17 protein-coding genes are annotated in these 21,873 nt (G+C 60.0%); 11 read left to right on the top strand and 6 right to left on the bottom strand.

The window, feature by feature from the left end; all coding sequences use genetic code 11:
• Position 1 precedes the first annotated feature (1 nt).
• Positions 2-811 (top strand): invasion regulator SirB1, encoded by an 810-nt coding sequence (gene sirB1 / locus LA04_RS08485; protein WP_023312124.1) that lies wholly within the window; start codon positions 2-4, stop codon positions 809-811.
• A 36-nt stretch (positions 812-847) separates the two neighbouring features.
• On the top strand, positions 848-1,702 hold the full coding sequence (gene kdsA / locus LA04_RS08480) for a 3-deoxy-8-phosphooctulonate synthase (RefSeq protein WP_029741601.1): 855 nt from the start codon (positions 848-850) through the stop codon (positions 1,700-1,702).
• An 88-nt stretch (positions 1,703-1,790) separates the two neighbouring features.
• Here kdsA and chaA read toward each other — a convergent pair whose 3' ends face one another.
• Complete coding sequence (gene chaA / locus LA04_RS08475) at positions 1,791-2,891, bottom strand: sodium-potassium/proton antiporter ChaA (protein WP_023312122.1); 1,101 nt, start codon at positions 2,889-2,891, stop codon at positions 1,791-1,793.
• Between the two features lie 270 nt (positions 2,892-3,161).
• Here chaA and chaB point away from each other — a divergent pair, with 270 nt between their 5' ends.
• Both chaB and LA04_RS08465 read left to right on the top strand, forming a co-directional pair.
• Complete coding sequence (gene chaB, locus LA04_RS08470) at positions 3,162-3,392, top strand: putative cation transport regulator ChaB (RefSeq protein ID WP_023312121.1); 231 nt, start codon at positions 3,162-3,164, stop codon at positions 3,390-3,392.
• Between the two features lie 177 nt (positions 3,393-3,569).
• Positions 3,570-4,265, top strand: coding sequence for a gamma-glutamylcyclotransferase (locus tag LA04_RS08465; RefSeq protein WP_047651179.1), 696 nt, complete (start codon positions 3,570-3,572; stop codon positions 4,263-4,265).
• A gap of 30 nt (positions 4,266-4,295) precedes the next feature.
• Here LA04_RS08465 and LA04_RS08460 read toward each other — a convergent pair whose 3' ends face one another.
• The 3 genes from LA04_RS08460 to LA04_RS08450 all read right to left on the bottom strand — a co-directional run bounded on the left by LA04_RS08460 (position 4,296) and on the right by LA04_RS08450 (position 6,973).
• Positions 4,296-4,535, bottom strand: coding sequence for a DUF1883 domain-containing protein (locus LA04_RS08460; RefSeq protein WP_010432930.1), 240 nt, complete (start codon positions 4,533-4,535; stop codon positions 4,296-4,298).
• Between the two features lie 193 nt (positions 4,536-4,728).
• Positions 4,729-6,513: a methyl-accepting chemotaxis protein gene (locus tag LA04_RS08455; protein ID WP_047651178.1), complete on the bottom strand. Its 1,785-nt coding sequence runs from the start codon at positions 6,511-6,513 to the stop codon at positions 4,729-4,731.
• Positions 6,514-6,619: 106 nt separating this feature from the next.
• Positions 6,620-6,973 carry a DsrE/DsrF/TusD sulfur relay family protein gene (locus LA04_RS08450; RefSeq protein ID WP_047651177.1) on the bottom strand — a complete coding sequence of 118 codons (354 nt, stop codon included), beginning with the start codon at positions 6,971-6,973 and terminating at the stop codon, positions 6,620-6,622.
• A 72-nt stretch (positions 6,974-7,045) separates the two neighbouring features.
• Here LA04_RS08450 and nasR point away from each other — a divergent pair, with 72 nt between their 5' ends.
• From nasR to LA04_RS08410, 7 genes are all read left to right on the top strand, one after another.
• A complete protein-coding gene (gene nasR / locus LA04_RS08445; protein WP_047651176.1) occupies positions 7,046-8,230 on the top strand; it encodes a nitrate regulatory protein NasR in 1,185 nt (394 codons plus the stop codon).
• 227 nt (positions 8,231-8,457) lie between these two features.
• Positions 8,458-9,705: a CmpA/NrtA family ABC transporter substrate-binding protein gene (locus tag LA04_RS08435; protein ID WP_047651175.1), complete on the top strand. Its 1,248-nt coding sequence runs from the start codon at positions 8,458-8,460 to the stop codon at positions 9,703-9,705.
• Between the two features lie 2 nt (positions 9,706-9,707).
• On the top strand, positions 9,708-10,586 hold the full coding sequence (ntrB, locus tag LA04_RS08430) for a nitrate ABC transporter permease (RefSeq protein WP_047651174.1): 879 nt from the start codon (positions 9,708-9,710) through the stop codon (positions 10,584-10,586).
• A 9-nt stretch (positions 10,587-10,595) separates the two neighbouring features.
• Positions 10,596-11,384, top strand: a complete 789-nt coding sequence (locus LA04_RS08425; protein ID WP_033145769.1) for an ABC transporter ATP-binding protein — start codon at positions 10,596-10,598, stop codon at positions 11,382-11,384.
• Positions 11,385-11,397: 13 nt separating this feature from the next.
• Positions 11,398-15,384 (top strand): nitrite reductase large subunit NirB, encoded by a 3,987-nt coding sequence (nirB, locus tag LA04_RS08420; protein ID WP_081957670.1) that lies wholly within the window; start codon positions 11,398-11,400, stop codon positions 15,382-15,384.
• On the top strand, positions 15,381-17,906 hold the full coding sequence (locus LA04_RS08415) for a nitrate reductase (RefSeq protein ID WP_047651173.1): 2,526 nt from the start codon (positions 15,381-15,383) through the stop codon (positions 17,904-17,906). Before nirB ends, LA04_RS08415 begins: the two co-directional genes overlap by 4 nt.
• Before the next feature lie 47 nt (positions 17,907-17,953).
• Entirely contained in the window at positions 17,954-19,360 is a 1,407-nt protein-coding gene (locus LA04_RS08410) for a YchO/YchP family invasin (RefSeq protein WP_047651172.1), read from the top strand.
• Positions 19,361-19,363: 3 nt separating this feature from the next.
• Here the strand turns inward: LA04_RS08410 and narL are convergent, their stop codons facing one another.
• Positions 19,364-20,014, bottom strand: coding sequence for a two-component system response regulator NarL (narL, locus tag LA04_RS08405; protein ID WP_008499531.1), 651 nt, complete (start codon positions 20,012-20,014; stop codon positions 19,364-19,366).
• Positions 20,007-21,803, bottom strand: coding sequence for a nitrate/nitrite two-component system sensor histidine kinase NarX (narX, locus tag LA04_RS08400; RefSeq protein WP_047651171.1), 1,797 nt, complete (start codon positions 21,801-21,803; stop codon positions 20,007-20,009). Before narX ends, narL begins: the two co-directional genes overlap by 8 nt.
• Positions 21,804-21,873: the final 70 nt, after the last annotated feature.

Raw genomic sequence — 21,873 nt, 5'->3', positions numbered from 1 at the left:
CATGAGGTCCTTAGCCGATTTCGAATTTAATAAAGTGCCGCTTTGCGATGGCATGATCCTGATTTCTGAGATGATTCGCGACGATTTTACGTCGCAGTTTGTCTACGATGAGCTGGAGAATCTGGTCAGCCTGGCGCGTGAAGAGATTAATCAGGCTCGCCCGCAAGACTGGCAATTAGAGAAGCTGCTGGAGCTTTTCTACGGCGAATGGGGTTTCTGCGACACGCGGGGCGTGTATCGCCTGTCTGACGCGTTATGGCTGGACCAGGTCTTAAAAAATCGTCAGGGCAGCGCCGTGGCGCTGGGCTCTATTTTGCTGTGGGTCGCGCACCGTCTGGATATTCCGCTGGTCCCGGTCATTTTCCCGACGCAGATGATCCTGCGTGCAGAGTGGCTGGACGGCGAAATGTGGCTCATTAATCCTTTCAACGGCGACACGCTGGATGAACATACGCTGGACGTGTGGCTGAAAGGCAATATCAGCCCGGTGGCTGAACTCTTCAACGAAGATCTCGACGAGGCGGATAACGCAGAAGTGATCCGCAAGCTGCTGGATACGCTGAAGTCTGCGTTAATGGAAGAGCGTCAGATGGAGCTGGCGTTGCGCGCCAGCGAAGTGCTGCTGCAGTTCAACCCGGAAGATCCGTACGAAATTCGCGATCGCGGGCTGATCTACGCGCAGCTCGACTGTGAGCACGTGGCGCTGAACGATTTGAATTATTTCGTCGAGCAGTGTCCGGAAGACCCCATTAGCGAAATGATTCGTGCGCAGATCAACGCGATCTCGCACAAACAAATTACACTGCATTAATCTTAATTCCGATTCACACCTGAATAAGGCGATCCTATGAAACAAAAAGTGGTTAGCATTGGTGATATCAAGGTAGCAAATGACCTGCCGTTCGTACTGTTTGGCGGCATGAACGTGCTGGAATCCCGCGATCTCGCCATGCGTATCTGCGAACACTACGTGACCGTGACCCAGAAGCTGGGCATCCCGTACGTGTTTAAGGCCTCTTTTGACAAAGCCAACCGCTCCTCCATCAACTCTTACCGTGGCCCGGGCCTGGAAGAAGGGATGAAGATTTTCCAGGAGCTGAAGCAGACCTTTGGCGTGAAAGTGATCACCGACGTGCATGAAGCCTCTCAGGCGCAACCGGTGGCAGACGTGGTGGACGTGATTCAGCTCCCGGCATTCCTGGCTCGCCAGACCGACCTGGTTGCGGCGATGGCGAAAACTGGTGCCGTTATCAACGTGAAGAAACCACAGTTTGTAAGCCCTGGGCAGATGGGTAACATCGTCGATAAGTTTATCGAAGGTGGCAACGACAAGGTGATCCTGTGCGACCGTGGCGCAAACTTCGGCTACGACAACCTGGTTGTCGACATGCTGGGCTTCAGCGTGATGAAAAATGTCTCCGGCCAGTCTCCGGTGATTTTCGACGTGACCCACGCTCTGCAATGCCGCGACCCGTTCGGCGCCGCGTCCGGCGGCCGTCGCGCCCAGGTGACCGAGCTGGCGCGCGCCGGCATGGCGACTGGTCTGGCAGGCCTGTTCATTGAAGCGCACCCGGATCCGGCTAACGCGAAATGCGACGGCCCATCCGCGCTGCCGCTGGACAAGCTGGAGCCGTTCCTGAAGCAGATCAAAGCGATTGACGATCTGGTGAAGAGCTTCGACGAGCTGGATACCAGCAACTAATAAAAAAACCCGCTTCGGCGGGTTTTTTGTTTTCCCTCTCCCTGTGGGAGAGGGTTGGAGTGAGGGCCTCAGCCCGCACCGGATAAAATTACGCAAATATCGTCATCAGATACGCAATAAACAGGGCCATATGCGCCGCGCCGTTCAGCACGTTGGTACGCCCGGTTGAGAACGAAATCTGGCACAGCAGCAACGAGGCGACCATCACAATCATCTCCGGCGCGCCCAGCGCAAACTGCAGCTCGTTGCCCGTCATAAAGGCAATCAGCGTTACCACCGGGACGGTGAGTGAAATCGTCGCCAGTACGGAGCCGAAGAACAGGTTCATTGCGCGCTGCACCTGATTATTCAACACCGCTTTCAGCGCGCCCAGCCCTTCCGGCGACAGAATCAGCAGGGCCACCAGGAAGCCGGTAAACGCCACCGGCGCATTCAGCTCGGTTAACAGCGTCTCCAGCGGGTTAGCGTTCATCTTGGTGACGGCAATCACCGCAATCAGATGTACGATCAGCCAAACCGTATGCCATGCGCTGCTGTGGGCCGACGGCTTGCCGTGGTGCGGGTCATCATCGTCGCCGTCATCTTCATGCTCGTACACAAACAGGCTCTGGTGCGTTTTGGTCTGAATCAACAGGAACACGCCGTACATCGCGGCGGAAATCAGGGCGACCAGCAGCGCCTGACCGGTGGAGAAGTTTGCACCCGGCAGCGCCATCGGGAAGACCAGCACGATAATCGCCAGCGGGAAGAGGGCGATCAGATACTGTTTAATGCCGAACAGGTTCATATACTGGGTCGCAAATTTGCGCCCGCCCAGCAGCAGAGAGAAGCCCACCAGGCCGCCCGTCACTATCATAATGATCGAGTAGAGCGTGTCGCGCATCAGCGTCGGCGCGGCATCGCCGGTCGCCATAAGCGCGGAAATCAGGCTGACTTCGAGAATAACAACGGAAAGGCTGAGAATTAACGATCCGTACGGCTCGCCCAGACGGTGGGCCAGGACGTCCGCATGGCGAACAACGCTAAATGCGCTGGTTAAGATGCCGACCAGGGCAAGAATATTGATACCAACCACCACTGGCAGTGACTGACTGCTTCCCCAGAAGAGCAGCACAGCCAGTGCCAGAACCGGGAAAATGAGTGACGTCTCCTTGTGGCGGGTCTTTACCGCCTCGTGTGTTGCTGTCATGTGCTTCTCCATCAATGCAGGTGCTTGTAATTATAGATAGATTTTTGAGGTCATTAAACTAACAGATCTCTGTTAAATACCCTTTATTTTTTACTTAATTTTACCCTTTGTCATTATTTTCATTCTTGATGTCTATAATGCGGTGTTTTTATTTATTAATCATTAAATAACAATAAATTAAAAATGTAATGTATTCATAAATTATTGTCGGGTGGCACCATGGCGTATCGTCGTCCACACTTATCTCTTTAACCAAAAGAGAGGTTAGTGATGCCCTATAAAGCGAAACGTGAATTACCGGATAACGTGCAAAACGTGCTGCCCGCTCACGCGCAGGATATCTACAAAGAGGCGTTTAACAGCGCCTGGGATCAGTACAAAGACAAGGACGATCGCCGGGATGATGCCAGCCGTGAAGAGACGGCCCACAAGGTCGCCTGGGCCGCAGTAAAACATGAATATGAGAAAGGAGACGACGATAAATGGCATAAAAAGAAATAGCCGTGAAATGATTCGCTGCCTTCATTTTGACTTTTCAGGCGGTTGAACTTCCGTTGTATTGCAACTGGTCCGCTAATTGCTTATCGTTATTTAACTGCTGGCAAAATGACCAGCAAAAAATGCCGGGAAGGCGAATTACAGATGTCGCAAGGAAGCATGCAGTGGCGGAGGTGTAAAGTGTTAACGCGTGATTTCTTAATGAAGGCAGATTGTAAGACGGCATTTGGTGCTATTGAGGAATCGCTTCTCTGGTCAGCTGAACAACGTGCGGCGTCGCTCGCTGCCACGCTTGCCTGCCGCACGGATGATGGCCCGGTATGGATTTTTGGCTACGGCTCCCTGATGTGGAACCCGGCGCTCGAATTTGTCGAATCGGCAACGGGAACGCTGCCTGGCTGGCATCGCGCATTTTGCCTGCGCCTGACGGCCGGACGCGGCAGCGCGTGCCAGCCGGGGCGCATGCTTGCACTGAAAGAGGGCGGGCGCACCACGGGCGTGGCGTATCGCCTGCCTGATGCCACGCTGGAAGAGGAGCTTACGCTGCTCTGGAAGCGCGAGATGATCACCGGCTGCTATATGCCGAGCTGGTGCAAGCTGGAACTGGACGACGGACGCACCGTCAATGCGCTGGTGTTTATTATGGACCCGCGCCATCCGCTGTATGAAGCGGATACCCGCACGCAGGTGATTGCCCCGTTGATTGCCGCCGCGAGCGGGCCGCTGGGCACCAACGCGCAGTATCTCTTCTCCCTCGATCAGGAATTGACCCGCCTCGGGATGCAGGACGATTGTCTGAATGAGCTGGTGGTGAAGGTTAAGGCGCTGCTGGAAGGGAACCTGCTTAATAACCCGCTACGTCCGGGTTTTGCCTGAAAAAACGCCCGGCTAAACCGGGCGTTCGTTTTATGCGGCAACGTAGCTGACCGAATGCTCCAGCGACTGGCTGTGGCTGTCGATCAGCACATCCCAGGTGCCAGTATAAGGCACGGTCAGCCACGCCTTGTCATCCTGCACCGTCAGAATATCCGCCTGCGATTGCTTCTGCGCTTTTGAACTCATGAGATGAATGCGGCAGCGTTCTGAGCAACGTACCACGACCGTATCCCCGCCAAACAGTTTCAAACTTGTCTTCACCAGTGCCATTTTTTACCCCGTCGATTTTGCCCATCCCGAGCGTGATATTGTTCACAATTTACTAATTGCATAACACCAAAGGGGAGGGGGAAGGATGCTGATTTTGATCAAAAAATGGCATAACGATTAAACAAAAATGACAAAATTCCTCAAAATTTAGGCTGGCGCGCGTTTTAACCCCTAAACGCGCGCCGGAAGAAGATTAAATGCGGAAATGCCCGGCTGTTTCAGCAAGGTCGCCCGCCTGGCTCTGCAGAGCGCCCGCGGCGGCGGCGGATTCCACCACCAATTCAGCGTTCTGCTGCACCATTCTGTCCAGATGCGTCACCGCGTGGTTGATCTCATGAATCCCTTTCATCTGCTCGCTGGTGGCGATGGAGATTTCGCGCATGATGCCTGAGACGCTTCCGATGCTGGAGCGGATCTCATCCATGCTTTCCCCTGCCAGATGCACGTAGCGGGAGCCGGTCGCCACGCTGTCGGTGGTGGAATCGATCAGGGATTTGATCTCTTTCGCCGCCTGAGCGCTACGGCTCGCCAGGTTACGCACTTCGCCAGCGACGACGGCAAACCCGCGCCCCTGCTCACCCGCACGCGCCGCCTCGACGGAGGCGTTCAGCGCCAGTATGTTGGTCTGGAAAGCAATGCCGTCAATCACGCTGGTGATATCGCCAATTTTTGCCGACGCGACTTCAATAGACTGCATGGTGCTGATCGCCTGCGATACCACCTCGCCGCCGCGCGCCGCGGCCGCTGAGGCTTTGCTCGCCTGATCGTTCGCTTCTGCCGCCGATTCATTCGACTGGGTCACGGAGGCGGTGATCTGCTCCACGGCGCTGGCCGTCTCGCGCAGGCTGGATGCCGCCTGCTCGGTACGTCCGGAAAGATCCTGGTTACCTGCGGCAATCTCCTGCGCGGCGTTTTTCACCGATTCGCTGGCGTCACGGAGCTGCACCATCACTACCGACAGCTTATCGCTGAAGGCGTTAAAGGCCTGCGCAATCTGCGCAACCTCATCTTCGCCGCTGTCCGGCAGGCGCTGGGACAGATCGTTAGTCCCGTTAGCAATGTTGTGCATCGCGTCGCGAATGTCGGACAAGCGCTTGAGCAAGCGGGCAATCAGGAAATGCACAATGGCGCCGCTCAGCAGTGCGAGGATCACCAGCGAAATCCCCGAGGCTTTAAGCAGGGAACGCATGCCGGAGGTGGCGTCACCGCTGTCGAGCGCGACGACTAACAGCCAGTTTGTGCCCGGCACGGCTGTCGCCACGAAGGTTTTTTCAGCGTCGTTCAGCGTTCCGTCGACGAGGTTACCGCTTTTCAGCGCAGCAAAATCAATGCCTTTGATCGTCTCACCAAACGGTTTCAGCGTCAGAGCCGGATCGTTAGCGGCAATCACGCTGCCGTCGCTGTTCAGAAGCAGCCCGCTGCTGGCCGGGGTTGGATGGATCCCGCGCACGTTAGCCACCACGCTGTCCATCGCCACATCGCCCGCCACCACCGCTTTTAGCGTGCCATTTTCTTTCACCGGCACCGCAAAGGTGACCACCAGTTTACCGGTCCCCGCGTCAACGTAGGGCGCGGTGACAACCGGACCGTCCGTGCTGACCACCTGCTGATACCACGGGCGAATAGTGGGGTCATAGTCCGCCGGAACGCCCGCCGGTTCAGAGAATTTCGCCGTTTTGCTGGCGTAGCCAACATAGACGTTGGTGAATCCACCCGCCTGCGCAAGCTGTTTAAACACCGGAACCGGGTCGTCACTCAGCGCAACGGTCTGCGCGGAGGCGATCACCGACATCTTGCTTTTTACCCAGTCGGCAATCGCCATGTTATGGCTGGCGCTGGTGCTGGTCAGAATATCGCGCTGGGACTGCTGGTTATCCTGGCGCGTGACCTGGAAGTTGATAACGGTGTTAAGGAGAAGGGCGACGACCAGACAGCCTGCCGTCGTCGCGATGATGCGTGCACGAATCGATCTGAACATAAGTGAAATACCTGCTGTGTTGTTTCCATGCCTATCGGCAACCCCGCAGGTAAACTTGATGCTGAAACCGCGTCCATAAGAAAATAATATTTTTACGGGTTTATTATTAAAAAGTTAATACTTTATCGGCGGACAGCGTCCACTCGGCCAGCTCAACCAGCGTACCAATCTCTACGCCATCAATCAGCGGCAGACCGGTAATGCCGCGGCCGTCGGTGCAGGTCTTGCACAGCTTCACCGGCACGTTTTGCGCGGTGAGGATCTCCAGCATCTGCTGAATGTTATAGCCTTCTGCCGGTTTTTGACCTTTCAGCCCCGCGGTGACCGCATCCGACATCAAAAAGAGTCGTAACGCCAGGTCACTCTCTTTTTCACGCAGCGCAATCGCCAGGCGCAGGCTGTTGAAAAGGGTTTCGCTGCCGTAAGCCGCACCGTTGGCGACGATCACAATCTTTTGCATGTTGACTCCTGTTCTTATAAAGGCACGAATATTGCTTAGCTTTCCCGAGTTTCGCTGTTCTGGAGAGTAAGCATGACATTAATGGCTGGCATTTCGCCAGGCGCTGCCGAATGGCTCGAGCGCGCAAGGATGATGCGCCGGGAGCAGCTCAGCAAGTTGGCACAGCTGGGCGTACTTGTGCACGGCATTAGCCAACTGGTGCACATGTTACAGTGCGAGCGTGGGGCGTCCAACGTCTGGCTCTGCTCACAGGGTAAGCTTTACGCCCCCGAATGCAAAGCCAGCCGGGCGCTGGTGGATGAAAACCTCGCTGCACTTTATGCCATTCTTGAAAAACAGTCGCCGATAGCGGGAAGTAGCGTCTGTGAACGTATCGGCGGCGCGCTTCAGAGCCTAGATATGCTTCCCTTGCTGCGCGACGGTGTTATTCAGCAAACGGTAACGGCGCCGCAGGCGATGGAACATTACTCCCGCATACTTCGCCATCTGCTCAGTATCGTGCCGCAACTCAATGACAGCATTGACGATCCGCAAATCGCCGGGCGTTTTGTTGCCCTTTATAGCCTGATGCAGGGGAAAGAGCTGGCGGGACAGGAGCGGGCCCTGGGGGCGATTGGCTTCACGCAGGGCTTTTTCGATGATGTGACTCGCCAGAGGCTGGTTGACCGCATCGACGGGCAGCAGGCCTGCTTTGAGATCTTTCTTTCGCACAGCCATGCTGACGTCCAGACCACCTTTTCCCTGCACTGCCAGCCCGATCGTGAAACGGAGCAACTCCGGCGCGTAGCCTGTACCCGCCAGCCTGCCGCGGATGATGGCCTTACCGCTCTGGCCTGGTTTGCTCTGCAAACCGCGCGCCTTGAGCATCTGCGCACGCTGGAGGAGACGCTCATCGCCGATCTGATGACGGCGGTGGAGGAGCGTATTTACCGTAACGATGAGTACGTGCCTCCCGCCGATGAGCGGGACGATCCGCTGATACAGTATCCGGAAAAACCGTTGCTCACCCTGGTGCGCCAGCAGGCGCGCGAGATAGAACAGCTCTCGCGCCAGCTTGCATCGCTGCGCGATACGCTTGAAGAGCGCAAAGTCATTGATAAAGCGAAAAGCGTGCTGATGACCCACCAGAATATGAGTGAGGAACAGGCCTGGACGGCGCTGCGCAAAATGGCGATGGACAAGAACCAAAGGATGGTGGATATCGCCCGCGCGCTGCTGATGGTGAAGAATTTGTGGCAGGTAACACCAAAGGAGTAGCTGCACGGTCAGCGGGCATTTTGTGCCTGATTAAGGTGCGTGCAGGCGAGGGGAGTTCGGTTAGCGCCCCGGAAACAGCGGGTTAAAACCTGGCATTCACTTTGCATTATCGGATTAACCATTTTTGACGATGCGCCAACGGCGGCGCATGCGTCTTCGGGATAAAGGCGTCCACTGGTGCTTCGGCACCGTGGGCGCTTTTTTTTGGTTTTTTTTCAGGAGTGGTCATGGCGGATTTGTCGAGACGGCGTTTTTTGCAGGCCAGCGTGCTGGCGAGTGGCGCAATGCTGTTACCGGGTGTCATGCAGGCCGCATGGGCGGCAGGCTCGGATAAACCGGAGCAGGAAACGGTGCGCATCGGGTTTATCCCGCTGACCGACTGCGCCCCGGTGGTTATCGCAGCGCTGAAAGGCTTTGATAAAAAATACGGTATTACCATCGTGCCCACCAAAGAGGCGAGCTGGGCGGCGGTGCGCGACAAGCTGGTGGCGGGCGAGCTCGACGCCGCGCACATTCTCTACGGCCTGCTGTACGGCCTGGAGCTGGGCATCGCCGGCAAGCCGCAGCAGATGGCGAACCTGATGACGCTCAATCAGAACGGCCAGGCGATTACGCTTTCAAGCGATCTGGCGGAGAAGGGCGTTCGCGACCTGGACGGGCTGAAAAAGCTGATTGGGCAGCAGGCGCCCGGCACCTATACCTTCGCGCACACATTCCCGACCGGGACGCACGCCATGTGGCTCTACTACTGGCTGGCCAGCGCGGGCATTAACCCCTTTGACGACGTGCGCACGGTGGTGGTGCCGCCGCCGCAGATGGTGATGAACATGCGCATTGGCAACATGGTCGGCTTTTGCGTCGGCGAGCCGTGGAACGCCCGGGCCATCAACGACCGCATCGGTTTTACCGCCGCCACGTCGCAGTCCATCTGGGCCGATCATCCGGAAAAAATACTCGGTACGCGCCGCGACTGGGTGGAGAAAAACCCGCACACCGCGCGGGCGCTGGTGAGCGCCGTGATGGAGGCGGCGCGCTGGATCGAAGCCTCCCCGGAAAACAAACGCGAGACCGCGCAGATCCTCTCCCGCCGGGCGTGGCTCAACTGCAAGGAACAGTATCTCACCGGACGCATGCTCGGCGAGTACGATAACGGCCTGGGCCAGCGCTGGCAGGACGCGCACCCGATCCGCTTCTTCAACGAGGGGGCCGTCAGCTACCCGTATCTCTCCGACGGCATGTGGTTCTTAACCCAGTTCCGCCGCTGGGGCTTGCTCAAATCCGCACCGGACTACGCGGGCATCGCGCAGCGCATTAACCAGACGGCGGTCTGGCAGGATGCCGCCGCGGCGGTGGGGGGCATTACCACACCGACTTCACCACTGCGCAGCAGCACATTGATGGACGGCACTGTCTGGAACGGTACCGACCCGGAAGGATACGCCAGCCGTTTCGCCATTCACCGTAAAGGGGCCTGATTATGCAGCATCTGCAAAAGACGAATTCACACGAGACGCCGGAGAGTGGGGAGGTGATTGTCCTGCCTCCGGTGCAGGTTCGCCGCCGTACGCCGACGTTTGCGCGTCGGATTAACGCGATCCTTCAGCGCATCATCCCGGCGTTTCTCGGTCTGGGACTGCTGGCCGTGCTCTGGCAGCTGGCGGCGATTAACAGCAAAGGTTTCCCGACGCCGCTCAGCACGCTCGATTCCGCCATCACCCTGTTCGCCGATCCGTTTTATCGCGACGGGCCTAACGATATGGGCATCGGCTGGAACGTGCTCGCCTCATTACAGCGCGTGGCGGTGGGCTTTGGCCTGGCCGCGCTCGTCGGGATCCCGCTCGGCTTCCTGATTGGCCGCTTCACCTTTTTCTCTCGCATGTTCGGCCCGCTGATCGCGCTGTTACGCCCGGTTAGCCCGCTGGCCTGGCTGCCCATCGGCCTGCTGCTGTTCCAGAAAGCGGAGCCCGCGTCGAGCTGGACCATTTTTATCTGCTCCATCTGGCCGATGGTGATCAACACCGCCGAAGGCGTGCGCCGCATTCCGCAGGACTACCTCAACGTGGCCCGGGTGCTGCAGCTTTCCGAGTGGACCATCATGCGCCGCATTCTCTTCCCGGCGGTGCTGCCCGCGGTGCTGACCGGGGTGCGTCTCTCCATCGGCATCGCCTGGCTGGTGATCGTCGCCGCCGAGATGCTGACCGGAGGTTTAGGGATCGGCTTCTGGATCTGGAACGAGTGGAACAACCTCAACGTCGAAAACATTCTCATCGCCATCGTCATCATTGGCGTGGTCGGGCTGCTGCTGGAGCAGGGGCTGATGCTGATCGCCCGCCGCTTTAGCTGGCAGGAAAAATAAGGAGCGAATATGAAACCATTAATTCAGGTCCAGGCCGTGAGCCAGCGTTTTTCCACCGCCAGCGGCGAGTTTCTGGCGCTGCAGAACGTCTCTTTTGATATCCACGAGGGCGAAACCGTCAGCCTGATTGGTCACTCCGGCTGCGGCAAATCGACGCTGCTGAACCTCATCGCCGGTATTACCCTGCCGACGGAAGGCGGGCTGATTTGCGACAACCGCGAAATCGCCGGGCCGGGTCCGGAGCGCGCCGTGGTCTTCCAGAACCATTCGCTGCTGCCGTGGCTCACCTGCTTTGACAACGTGGCCCTGGCGGTCGATCACGTGTTCCGCCACAGCATGAGCAAGGCGGAGCGCAGGGAGTGGATTGAACACAATCTCGACCGCGTGCAGATGGGGCACGCCCTGCACAAGCGCCCGGGGGAGATCTCCGGCGGCATGAAGCAGCGCGTCGGCATTGCCCGCGCGCTGGCGATGAAGCCGAAAGTCCTGCTGATGGATGAACCCTTCGGCGCGCTCGATGCCCTGACGCGCGCGCATCTGCAGGACTCGGTGATGCAGATCCAGCAGGCGCTGAACACCACCATCGTGCTCATTACCCACGACGTGGACGAGGCGGTGCTGCTCTCCGATCGCGTGCTGATGATGACCAACGGCCCGGCGGCGACCGTCGGGGAGATCCTGCGCGTCGATCTGCCGCGCCCGCGCAACCGGGTGCAGCTTGCCGACGACAGCCGCTATCACCACATGCGCCAGCAGATCCTTCATTTCCTCTATGAAAAGCAGCCGAAAGCGGCGTAATGAGGGGGCTTTGATGCGTCTGGTCATTATCGGAAATGGCATGGCGGCCACGCGGCTGATTGCCTCGCTCACCGGGCGTGCTGCCGGTCGTTTCGCTATCACCGTCATCGGTGACGAGCCGGAGCATGCCTATAACCGCATCCTGCTTTCGCCGGTGCTGGGCGGTGAAAAGCAGGATGCAGACATCTCCCTTCAGGATGACGACTGGTACCAGTCGCGCGGCGTGACGGTGCTGCGGGGTGAAAAGGCGATCGCCGTGAACGTGGACGCGCGGGAAGTGCAAACCACCGCCCGCACGCTGGGCTGGGATGCGCTGGTGTTTGCCACTGGATCAACGCCCTTTGTTCCGCCAATTCGCGGCTGCGATGCGCCGCATGTGTTCACGTTCCGTACCCTGGCAGATACCCGGGCCATTCAGGCGATCGCCGGTCCGGCGGTGGTGCTGGGCGGCGGCGTGCTCGGGGTTGAGGCGGCGGCTGCGCTGGCGCGTTCAGGTGACGAGGTCACGCTTGTTCATCGCGGTCCGTGGCTGATGGAGCAGCAGCTGGATCGGCAGGCGGGAATGCTGCTGGAAGAGGCGCTGGCGGCGCGGGGCGTGCGCTGTGAGCTCGTCTCTGGCATCGCAGCGGTGAACGGAGATAGCGTGACGCTGCTCAACGGACGCCGCGTCGCCGCCTTGCGCGTGGTACTGGCGACCGGCGTGCAGCCCAGCGTCGCGCTGGCGCAGGCCAGCGGCATTCGCTGCGCGCGCGGCATCGTGGTGGATCACCAGATGCAAACCTCCGAACCGAACGTCTACGCCATCGGCGAGTGCTGCGAAATTGACGGCCAGACGTTTGGCCTGGTCGCCCCCTGCCTGGCGCAGGCGGAGATCCTCGCCGCGCGGCTGGCCGGGGACGCCACCGCGCCGTTTACCCTGACCGACAGCGGGATGCGCCTCAAGGTGACGGGCGTGGAGCTGTTCAGCCTCGGCCGCGCGGCGGAGCAGGAGGGCGACGTGGTCTGGAGCGCATGGGATCCGCTGACCCGTCACTATCGTCGTTTATTGATCCATCAGGGGGCGCTGGCTGGCGCGCTGCTGATCGGCGACTGCCGCAGCGCGGCAACGTTTACCGATTTACTGGCAACGGCTGCGCCCGCCCACGCGGACTGGCTGTTCGATCGTTTCACTACGCAACCGCAGGTTGCAGGACAGAATGCTATGACAAAACCTACTCTGGTGGTGGTTGGGCACGGTATGGTCGGCCATCATTTCCTCGAAGACTGCGTTAAGCGCAATCTGCATCAGCAGTATCAGATCGTTGTCTTTGGCGAGGAGCCCTATGCCGCCTACGACCGTGTGCATTTGTCGGAATATTTTGGCGGCCGCAGCGCGGCGTCGCTCTCGCTGGTGGAGGGGGATTTCTTTGCCGACAGCGGCATTGAGCTGCGCCTGTCGCAGCAGATCGTCGCTATCGATCGCGCCGCGCGCGTGGTGCGCACCGCCAGCGGGCATGAGACCCACTGGGACAAGCTGGTGCTGGCGACCGGCTCATACCCGTTCGTTCCGCCCGTGCCGGGCAACGACTTGCCGGGCTGTTTTGTCTACCGCACCCTTGACGACCTGGACAGCATTGCTGCACATGCGGCGGGCTCGCGCCGCGGCGTGGTGATTGGCGGCGGCCTGCTCGGACTGGAGGCGGCGAATGCCCTGAAGCAGCTCGGGCTGGAAACCCACGTGGTGGAGTTTGCGCCCAACCTGATGGCGGTCCAGCTCGACAGCGACGGCGCGGCGATGCTGCGCAAGAAAATCGAGGCGCTGGGCGTCGGCGTTCACACCAGTAAAGCCACGACGGAGATCGCCACCGCGGACGGCGGGCTGGTGCTGCGCTTTGCCGATGGCGAACAGCTGGAAACGGACATGGTGGTCTTTTCGGCGGGCATTCGTCCGCAGGACGCGCTGGCGCGCAGCAGCGGGCTGGCTATCGGCGAACGCGGCGGGATCTGCATTGACGACGGATGTCGCACCTCCGATCCGGACGTGCTGGCCATCGGCGAATGCGCCCTGTGGGAGGGGAAAATCTTCGGACTGGTCGCGCCCGGCTATCAGATGGCGCGCGTGGCCGCCGCCGCGCTGGCGGGAGAGGATAAAACCTTCACCGGCGCGGATATGAGCACTAAGCTCAAGCTGCTCGGCGTAGACGTGGCCTCGTTCGGCGACGCGCACGGGCGCACCCCGGGGGCGCTGAGCTACCAGTGGACGCACGGTCCGCAGCAAGTCTACAAGAAAATCGTGGTCAGCCACGACGGTAAAACGCTGCTCGGCGGCGTGCTGGTGGGCGATGCCAGCGAGTACGCCACGCTGGTGCAGATGATGCTCAACGGGATAGCCCTGCCGAAAGAGCCGGAAACGCTCATTTTACCCGCGTCGTCAGGCAGCGCGCCAAAAGCGCTGGGCGTGGCGGCGCTGCCGGAAAGCGCGCAAATATGTTCGTGTCATAACGTCAGTAAGGGCGATATCTGCCGGGCGGTGAGCGCGGGCGCGGCGGATATCGGCGCCGTTAAGCAGTGCACCAAAGCGGCGACCGGCTGCGGGGGATGTAGCGCGCTGGTGAAGCAGGTGATGGAGTTCCAGCTTGCGGAGCAGGGCGTGGAGGTGAAAAAGGACATTTGCGAGCACTTCCCGTACTCGCGCCAGGAGATATACCACCTTGTGCGGGTCAACCATATCCGCACTTTCGACCAGTTGATTAGCCGCTACGGACAGGGGCACGGATGCGAGATCTGCAAGCCGCTGGTGGGGTCGGTACTCGCCTCCTGCTGGAACGAGTATCTGCTGAAACCGGCGCACCTGCCGCTGCAGGACACCAACGACCGCTACTTCGCCAACATCCAGAAGGACGGCACCTACTCCATCGTGCCGCGCATGCCCGCAGGGGAAGTGACCGCCGACGGGCTGATTGCCATCGGCCAGATTGCGAAACGCTACAGCCTGTACAGCAAAATCACCGGCGGACAGCGTATCGACCTGTTTGGCGCCACCCTCGAACAGCTGCCAGAAATCTGGCAGGCGCTGGTGGAGGCCGGTTTTGAAACCGGGCACGCCTACGGGAAATCCCTGCGCACGGTGAAATCCTGCGTCGGCTCGACCTGGTGCCGCTACGGCGTGCAGGACTCCACAGGCCTCGCGGTCCGACTGGAGCACCGCTACAAGGGCCTGCGCGCGCCGCACAAAATCAAAATGGCGGTCTCAGGCTGTACCCGCGAGTGCGCGGAGGCGCAGAGCAAAGACGTGGGGGTCATTGCCACCGATAAGGGCTGGAACCTCTATCTGTGCGGCAACGGCGGGATGAAGCCGCGCCACGCGGATCTCTTCGCCAGCGATCTCGATGATGAAACGCTGATCCGGACCGTTGACCGTTTCCTGATGTTTTACATCCGCACGGCGGATCGCCTGCAGCGCACCAGCACCTGGATGGACAACCTTGAGGGCGGCCTCGACTATCTGCGGGAGGTGATCCTCAACGACAGCCTCGGCATCGCCCACGAGCTGGAGCAGGAGATGGCCCGGGTGGTGGAAACCTACCAGTGCGAATGGCAAACCACGCTCAGCGATCCCAACCGCCTGGCGCTGTTCCGCACGACGGTGAACGACACCGCGCCGGATGAAAGCAAGCGCTGGCAGGAAATCTGCGGCATCGACGATATCCCCGAGCAGGCGGGCATCGGCGCGCGGCTTGGACGTAAGCCGATTGCGCTCTTCCGCTTTGGCAAAACCGTTTACGCCCTCGACGATCGGGAGCCGGGCGGCGATGCGAACGTGCTTTCACGCGGCATTCTTGGCGATGCGGCGGGCGAGCCGGTGGTGATTTCACCGCTCTACAAGCAGCGCATTCGCCTGCGCGACGGCTGTCAGGTAGAGAACGGCGAACCCGCGGTGCGCGCCTGGCCAGTGAAAATTGAAAACGGCAAGGTGTGGGTTGGCAGCGACGCCCTGGTAATGCGTGCGGAGGCCTCATGACGGAAACCCGGACAACGTGCCCCTATTGCGGGGTGGGCTGCGGCGTGGTCGCCCGCGTGGAAGGTGAAGCGGTCAGCGTTCGGGGAGATGAAACCCATCCTGCGAACCTGGGTCGCCTGTGCGTGAAAGGATCGGCCCTGGGGGAGACGACGGGATTACAGGGGAGGCTTTTGCGCCCGGTCGTTGACGGCCTTGAGGTGGACTGGGCGCAGGCGCTGAGTGCGGCAGGGGAGCGCCTGCGGGAGATTATCGATAAATGGGGGCCGCAGGCGGTGGCGTTTTACGCCTCCGGCCAGCTGTTAACCGAAGATTACTATGCCGCCAACAAGCTGATGAAAGGGTTTATCGGCGCGGCAAACATTGATACCAACTCCCGGCTCTGTATGTCCTCGGCGGTGGTCGGCTACAAGCGCGCCTTTGGCGAAGACGTGGTGCCGTGCGGCTACGAGGATATGGAAAACAGCGATCTGGTGGTGCTGGCTGGCTCGAACGCGGCCTGGACGCATCCGGTGCTGTATCAGCGGCTGGTGCAGGCAAAGCACAGCAATCCGCAGATGAAGGTGGTGGTGATTGACCCGCGCCGCACCGCCACCTGCGATATAGCCGATCTGCATCTGGCGCTCGCCCCCGGCAGCGACGCCGGGCTGTTTGTCGGGTTACTCAATCTGATCCAGGGTGATGAGGAGTGGCCGATTGCCCGCGTGGCGGCGTTTTGCGACCTTCCGTCAGAGGAGATTGCTACCTTTTACGACTGGTTTGTCACCGCGCATCGCGCGATTACGCTCTACACGATGGGGATCAACCAGTCCGCCAGCGGCAGCGACAAGTGTAACGCCATCATTAACGTTCATCTTGCCAGCGGGAAGTTCAACCGTCCGGGCTGCGGCCCGTTTTCGCTGACCGGACAGCCAAACGCGATGGGCGGACGGGAAGTGGGCGGGCTGGCGAACCAGCTGGCGGCGCACATGAACTTTGAGCCGGACGACCTCTCGCGGGTGGCGCGTTTCTGGGGAACGGAACGGCTGGCGCAGACGCCGGGCCTGATGGCGGTGGAGCTGTTTGACGCCATTGCCCGCGGCGAGGTGAAGGCGGTGTGGATCATGGGCACTAACCCCGCCGTGTCGCTTCCGGACAGCCACGCGGTGTGTCAGGCGCTGGCGAGCTGCCCGCTGGTGATGATCTCTGAGGTGATGAAGGATACCGACACCAGCCGATTCGCCCATATCCGTTTTCCGGCGCTGGGCTGGGGAGAGAAGGACGGCACGGTGACCAATTCCGAGCGGCGCATTTCGCGCCAGCGCGCGTTTCTGCCCGCGCCGGGCGAGGCGAAGCCGGACTGGTGGATCGTCGCGCAGATGGCGAAACGGCTGGGCTACGGCGAGGCCTTTACCTGGCAACATCCGCACGAGATTTTTTGCGAACATGCGGCGCTGACGGCCTTTGAAAATGACGGCGCGCGGGCATTGAATCTTCATGACCTGGCTGCGCTAACCCGTGAGGAGTGGGATCAGCTTGAGCCCTGGCAGTGGCCGACGGGGGATTTCCCGTGCCGAAACATCGTTCCCGTTAACCCTCTGTCGCACGGCGCGACGGTCAGCGCGTTATACCCGCTGATTCTCAACTCGGGGCGCATCCGCGATCAGTGGCATACCATGACCCGAACGGGATACGTGGCGAGGCTGATGCAGCATATCGCCGAACCGTTTGTTGAGATTTGCCCCGCAGACGCCGTTCGGTTTTCCCTGTGCGACGGCCAGCTGGCGCGCATCAGCTCTCCGCGCGGCGTGATGGTGGCAAGAGTGTGCGTCAGCGACGGGATACGGGAAGGCGAGGCGTTTGCCCCGATGCACTGGAACGCCGGGTTTGCCCGCCAGGGAAAGGTGAATGCGCTGGTGGAAGGGCGCTACGATCCGGTTTCGGGCCAGCCGGGGAGTAAACAAACCGCCGTCAGGATCCTGCCCTGGCAGCCCGCCTGGCAGGGGGAACTCTATGCCCGGGAATGGCCGGAAATGCCCTCTTCGGCTTACTGGTGGCGTAAAGCCTCACGCCTGACGGTGGCGGGCGATCAGCCGCTGCTGCCGTGGGTAATGGAATACGCCAGCGCTCAGGGCTGGCAGCTGCAGGTTGCGCAAACCGGTGAACGCAGCAGCGTGCTGGCCTGGCATGAAGGCCGGCTGATGCTGGGCTTCTGGGAGGGCACCGCGTTACCGGCGCTGGCGCATGCGGTGATTGAAGCCGCTTTTCAATCCCCACCCGTGCGTCTCGCAGAACGCCATGCCTTGTTGAACGGACAGAGCGTCGGGAAGGCGGCTGATCCGGGACGCATCATCTGCAGCTGTTTCAGCGTCGGAGAGAATACGATACGGGAGGCGATCGTCGGCGGGTGTGATTCCGTCACCGCGCTGGGGGCGACGCTGCGCTGTGGTACGAACTGTGGCTCCTGCGTGCCGGAGCTGAAAGGGCTGTTTCAGGATAATCCTGAAATGTCCGCCAGAACTGCATTTCAAGGCTTATCGCGTTAACATAATAGGAGTTTATTCATAAACACAGGTTCTTATTTACGACGTTGATGGCTGTATCGTCCCGCATTCGTTTGCTGTTATTACTCTCCCTTGTTACGGTCGGAGCCGTTCACGGTGCGCCGAATTCCTTTATGCAGCAGGCGCAAAATCCCTTTGATAATAATGGGGATAGTTTGCCCGACCTCGGCATGGCGGCGCCAACGGGCGAGGGGGAAAAACACCTGGCCGAAATGGCGAAAGCCTTCGGTGAGGCCAGCATGACCGACAACGGCCTGACAACGGGCGAGCAGGCGCGTCAGTTTGCGTTTGGCCAGGTGCGCGACGCGGTGAGCGGCGAAGTGAACCAGCAGATTGAGTCCTGGCTTTCGCCCTGGGGGAACGCCAGCGTGAACTTGCTGGTGGATAACGATGGCAAATTTAACGGCAGCAGCGGGAGCTGGTTTATCCCCTGGAACGATAACAACCGCTATCTGAGCTGGAGCCAGCTTGGCCTGACCCAGCAGACGGATGGCCTGGTCAGTAACGCTGGTATAGGCCAGCGCTGGGTGGCGGGAAAATGGCTGCTGGGTTACAACACGTTTTACGATAACCTGCTGGATGAAAACCTGCAGCGTGCCGGGCTGGGCGCAGAAGCGTGGGGGGAAAATCTGCGCCTGTCAGCCAACTATTATCAGCCCTTTGCCGGCTGGCGCGATCGCTCCGACGTCCAGGAGCAGCGGATGGCGCGCGGCTATGACGTCACCGCGAAAGCCTGGCTGCCGTGGTTCCATCATCTGAATACCAGCGTGAGCTTCGAGCAATACTTCGGCGATAACGTCGATCTCTTCAACAGCGGAACCGGCTATCACAATCCGGTGGCGGTGAATCTGGGGCTTAACTATACCCCCGTACCGCTGGTCACACTGACCGCCGCGCACAAGCAGGCCGAAAGTGGCGAGAGCCAGAATAACCTCGGGCTGAAGGTCAACTATCGTTTTGGCGTGCCGCTGGTGAAGCAGCTTTCCGCCGGTGAAGTCGCCGCCACGCGCTCCCTGCGCGGAAGCCGCTACGACTCGCCGGAGCGCAATAGCCTGCCGGTGATGGAGTTCCGCCAGCGTAAAACGCTGTCCGTCTGGCTGGCGACGCCGCCGTGGGATCTGAAAGGGGGCGAGACCGTTATGCTGAAGCTTCAGGTTCGCAGCGCGCACGGCATTCGTCAGATCCACTGGCAGGGAGATACGCAGGCGCTGAGCCTGACGTCGCCGGCCAAAAGCAACAGCAGCGACGGCTGGAGCGTGATTATGCCTGCCTGGGATGACAGTGAAGGGGCGACAAACCGCTGGCACCTGTCGGCGGTGGTGGAAGATGAGAAAGGCCAGCGCGTCTCGTCCAATGAGATCGTGCTGACCGTCGTGCAGCCGCTGGTCGCATTACCGGACAACGACCCGCGCTGGAAGCTTCTGCCGGAGGAGTAATCCTTAAAAAATGCGTTCCTGATGCACCCACACGGCGGCTTCAACGCGGGATTTGAGCTTCATTTTCTTCAGCATATGCTTCACGTGTACTTTGACCGTGCTTTCGGTGATGTCCAGGCGGCGGGCGATCATTTTGTTCGGCAGTCCCTGGGCAATGAGTTTAAGAATATCGCGCTCGCGCGGGGTTAACTGGCTGACGTCACGATCAGAGGTGGCGCGGTTGGCGCGCAGGCTGGCGGCCAGCACCGGCGTTAAGGCTTCGCTGAGAACCATCTCGCCCGCCGCCGCCTGCTGCAGCGCCTTAAGCAAGTCTTCCGGCTCCATATCCTTGAGTAGATAACCATCCGCCCCGCGCTTCAGGGCCGTGACCACATCCTCTTCATGGTTTGACACGCTAAAGACAACGATGCGCCCGGAAAGCGATTTTTCCCGCAGCTTGTCGAGGGTTTCCAGACCGTTCATGCCGGGCATATTCAGATCGAGCAGGATCAGGTCGGGATCGAGGGATTCGGCAAGCTCAATACCCTGTTCACCGTTGCTGGCTTCGCCAACCACCGTGATATCGGGCGCCATGCTGACCAGCTGTTTCACGCCAGTACGCAGCATCGGATGGTCGTCGATCAACAGGATGGATGCCGGTTCCTGATTAGTCATGGGTTTCTCCTTGAGCAGTTGTAAGCGGTTTCTCGGGAATAAAGGTGACCACAACTTCCGTGCCACCCGTCTCTCTCCGGCGAACCTGGCAATCACCGCGCAGGCTTTGGGCGCGGTCTCGCATAATAATTAAACCATAGTGGTTAGTGCGTTCGGCATTTTCCGGCACGCCGCGGCCGTTGTCGTGAACCGTGAGCTTCACCTGATTGTTGTGCTGGCTGACGGTGACCGTTACCGCCGTCGCGCCGGAATGCTTAAGCACGTTGCTCAGCGCTTCACGGGCGATCTGCAGTACATGTATGGCCTGGTGGGAGGGGACAAACCGCGGCGGCAGCTGGTAGTCCAGCTTCACCGGGAACCCCAGACGGGCGCTAAATTCGTGACAGCTGGCCTCCAGCGCCGGGCGCAGGCCCGGCTCGGTCAGCTGCAGACGGAAGGTAGTCAGCAGCTCGCGAAGCTGTATCCAGGAGGTGTTCAGCTCGTTGCGGATCTGGCTAAGCAGCTGCTTGTTGCTTTCGGGCATCTCTGCATCCTGCATCTGCAGGCAGCTCACCTGCATTTTCATACAGGAGAGCGACTGGGCGATCGAGTCGTGAAGCTCGCGGGCGATGGTCGCGCGCTCTTCCATGACGATCAGCTGCTGCTGCTTTTCCTGATGCCTGTCGAGCGCCAGCGTGGCCGTGAGCTGTTCGACCAGCGTATCAACCAGCTGCTGCTGGTCGTGGCTCAGGTGACGCCCGGCTGGCAGCGTTGCCAGCAGAATACCGTACTGGGTGTGGCTGTCGGTCAGGCGCCACTTCAGGGTGGTGCCGCCGGACGTCAGCGGCGGCAGGCCGCGAGGGCAAAGATGGCAGCCTTTGTCATCGCAGGACATATCCGACTGACAGGTAAATTCCTGATGGTTATCTTCGTCTTCCACGTCGTAGACGCGCAGCTCAAGGTCGTGAAGCAGGGTCAGATTTTGCAGGCCGTTCAGGACAGGAGAGAGGCGCTCGCAGAGCGGTACCTGCATGTGCAGACGACGGTTGGCCTGCCACAGGAAGGAAAGTATTTCGTTTTTCTGCTCCAGCCCGGCCGTTTTTTCCTGAACGCGCTGTTCCAGCACCGCGTAGCTCTCGGATAGCTCTGCCGACATGGTGTTGAGCGCCTGGCCGAGCATGGCCATCTCGTTGCGCCCGCTGATGCGCGTGCGCTGGGTAAAATCGCGTGCGGTCACCGCGCGGGCCATCGCCAGCAGCTGTTTCCACGGGTTCAGCAGCCGCGCTCGGAGCCAGACGATGGTGAAGATCAGCAGTAGCCCCATAAACAGCGCCATGGCGCGGTGCACCATCACCACCCGGTCAATGCGTAATTCGGTGGTTTGGTCGAAAGAGGAGACCAGCGCATCGATGCGTGAGACGAACCCCGCCACGTCCTGCGCAACGGTTTCGGTGCTGCGCGCCTGTTTCAGCCCAGGCTGCAGCTGGGTGTGCCAGTAGCCCTGAAGGGCTTTAAGCTGGGATTGCTGACCGGCGCGGATGGCGGCGTTTTCCAGTTCGGGGCTGAAGACCGTGCGCTCCATTTCATCAATCAGGGGCCGATCGTCCTGCGTCAGGGGAACCGACGCCAGCAGGCGATAACTCTGCATGCGTAGCGAGCCTGCCTCGTTGATGGCATGCGCATTACCTTGTACGCCCTGTACCAGCCAGCCGGAGATCGCCATGCCGGTCACGCCGATGGCGGTGGACAGCAAAACAATCAGGGCTAGCTGATTCACGAGCGTCAGCGGAGATAAACATCTTTTTAACATAGAGGTGGCGTGCTCCTGACGTGGCCTGCTTGCAGGAATGGCGCTATTCTGGTGCATACCCTGGAGTATA

The organism is Enterobacter sp. UCD-UG_FMILLET, assembly GCF_000762975.1.
In the GTDB taxonomy this organism is placed as follows: Bacteria; Pseudomonadota; Gammaproteobacteria; order Enterobacterales; family Enterobacteriaceae; genus Enterobacter; species Enterobacter dykesii.
The sequence above is the reverse complement of the archived record's forward strand: the minus strand, read 5'-3'. Positions and strand labels throughout refer to the sequence as shown.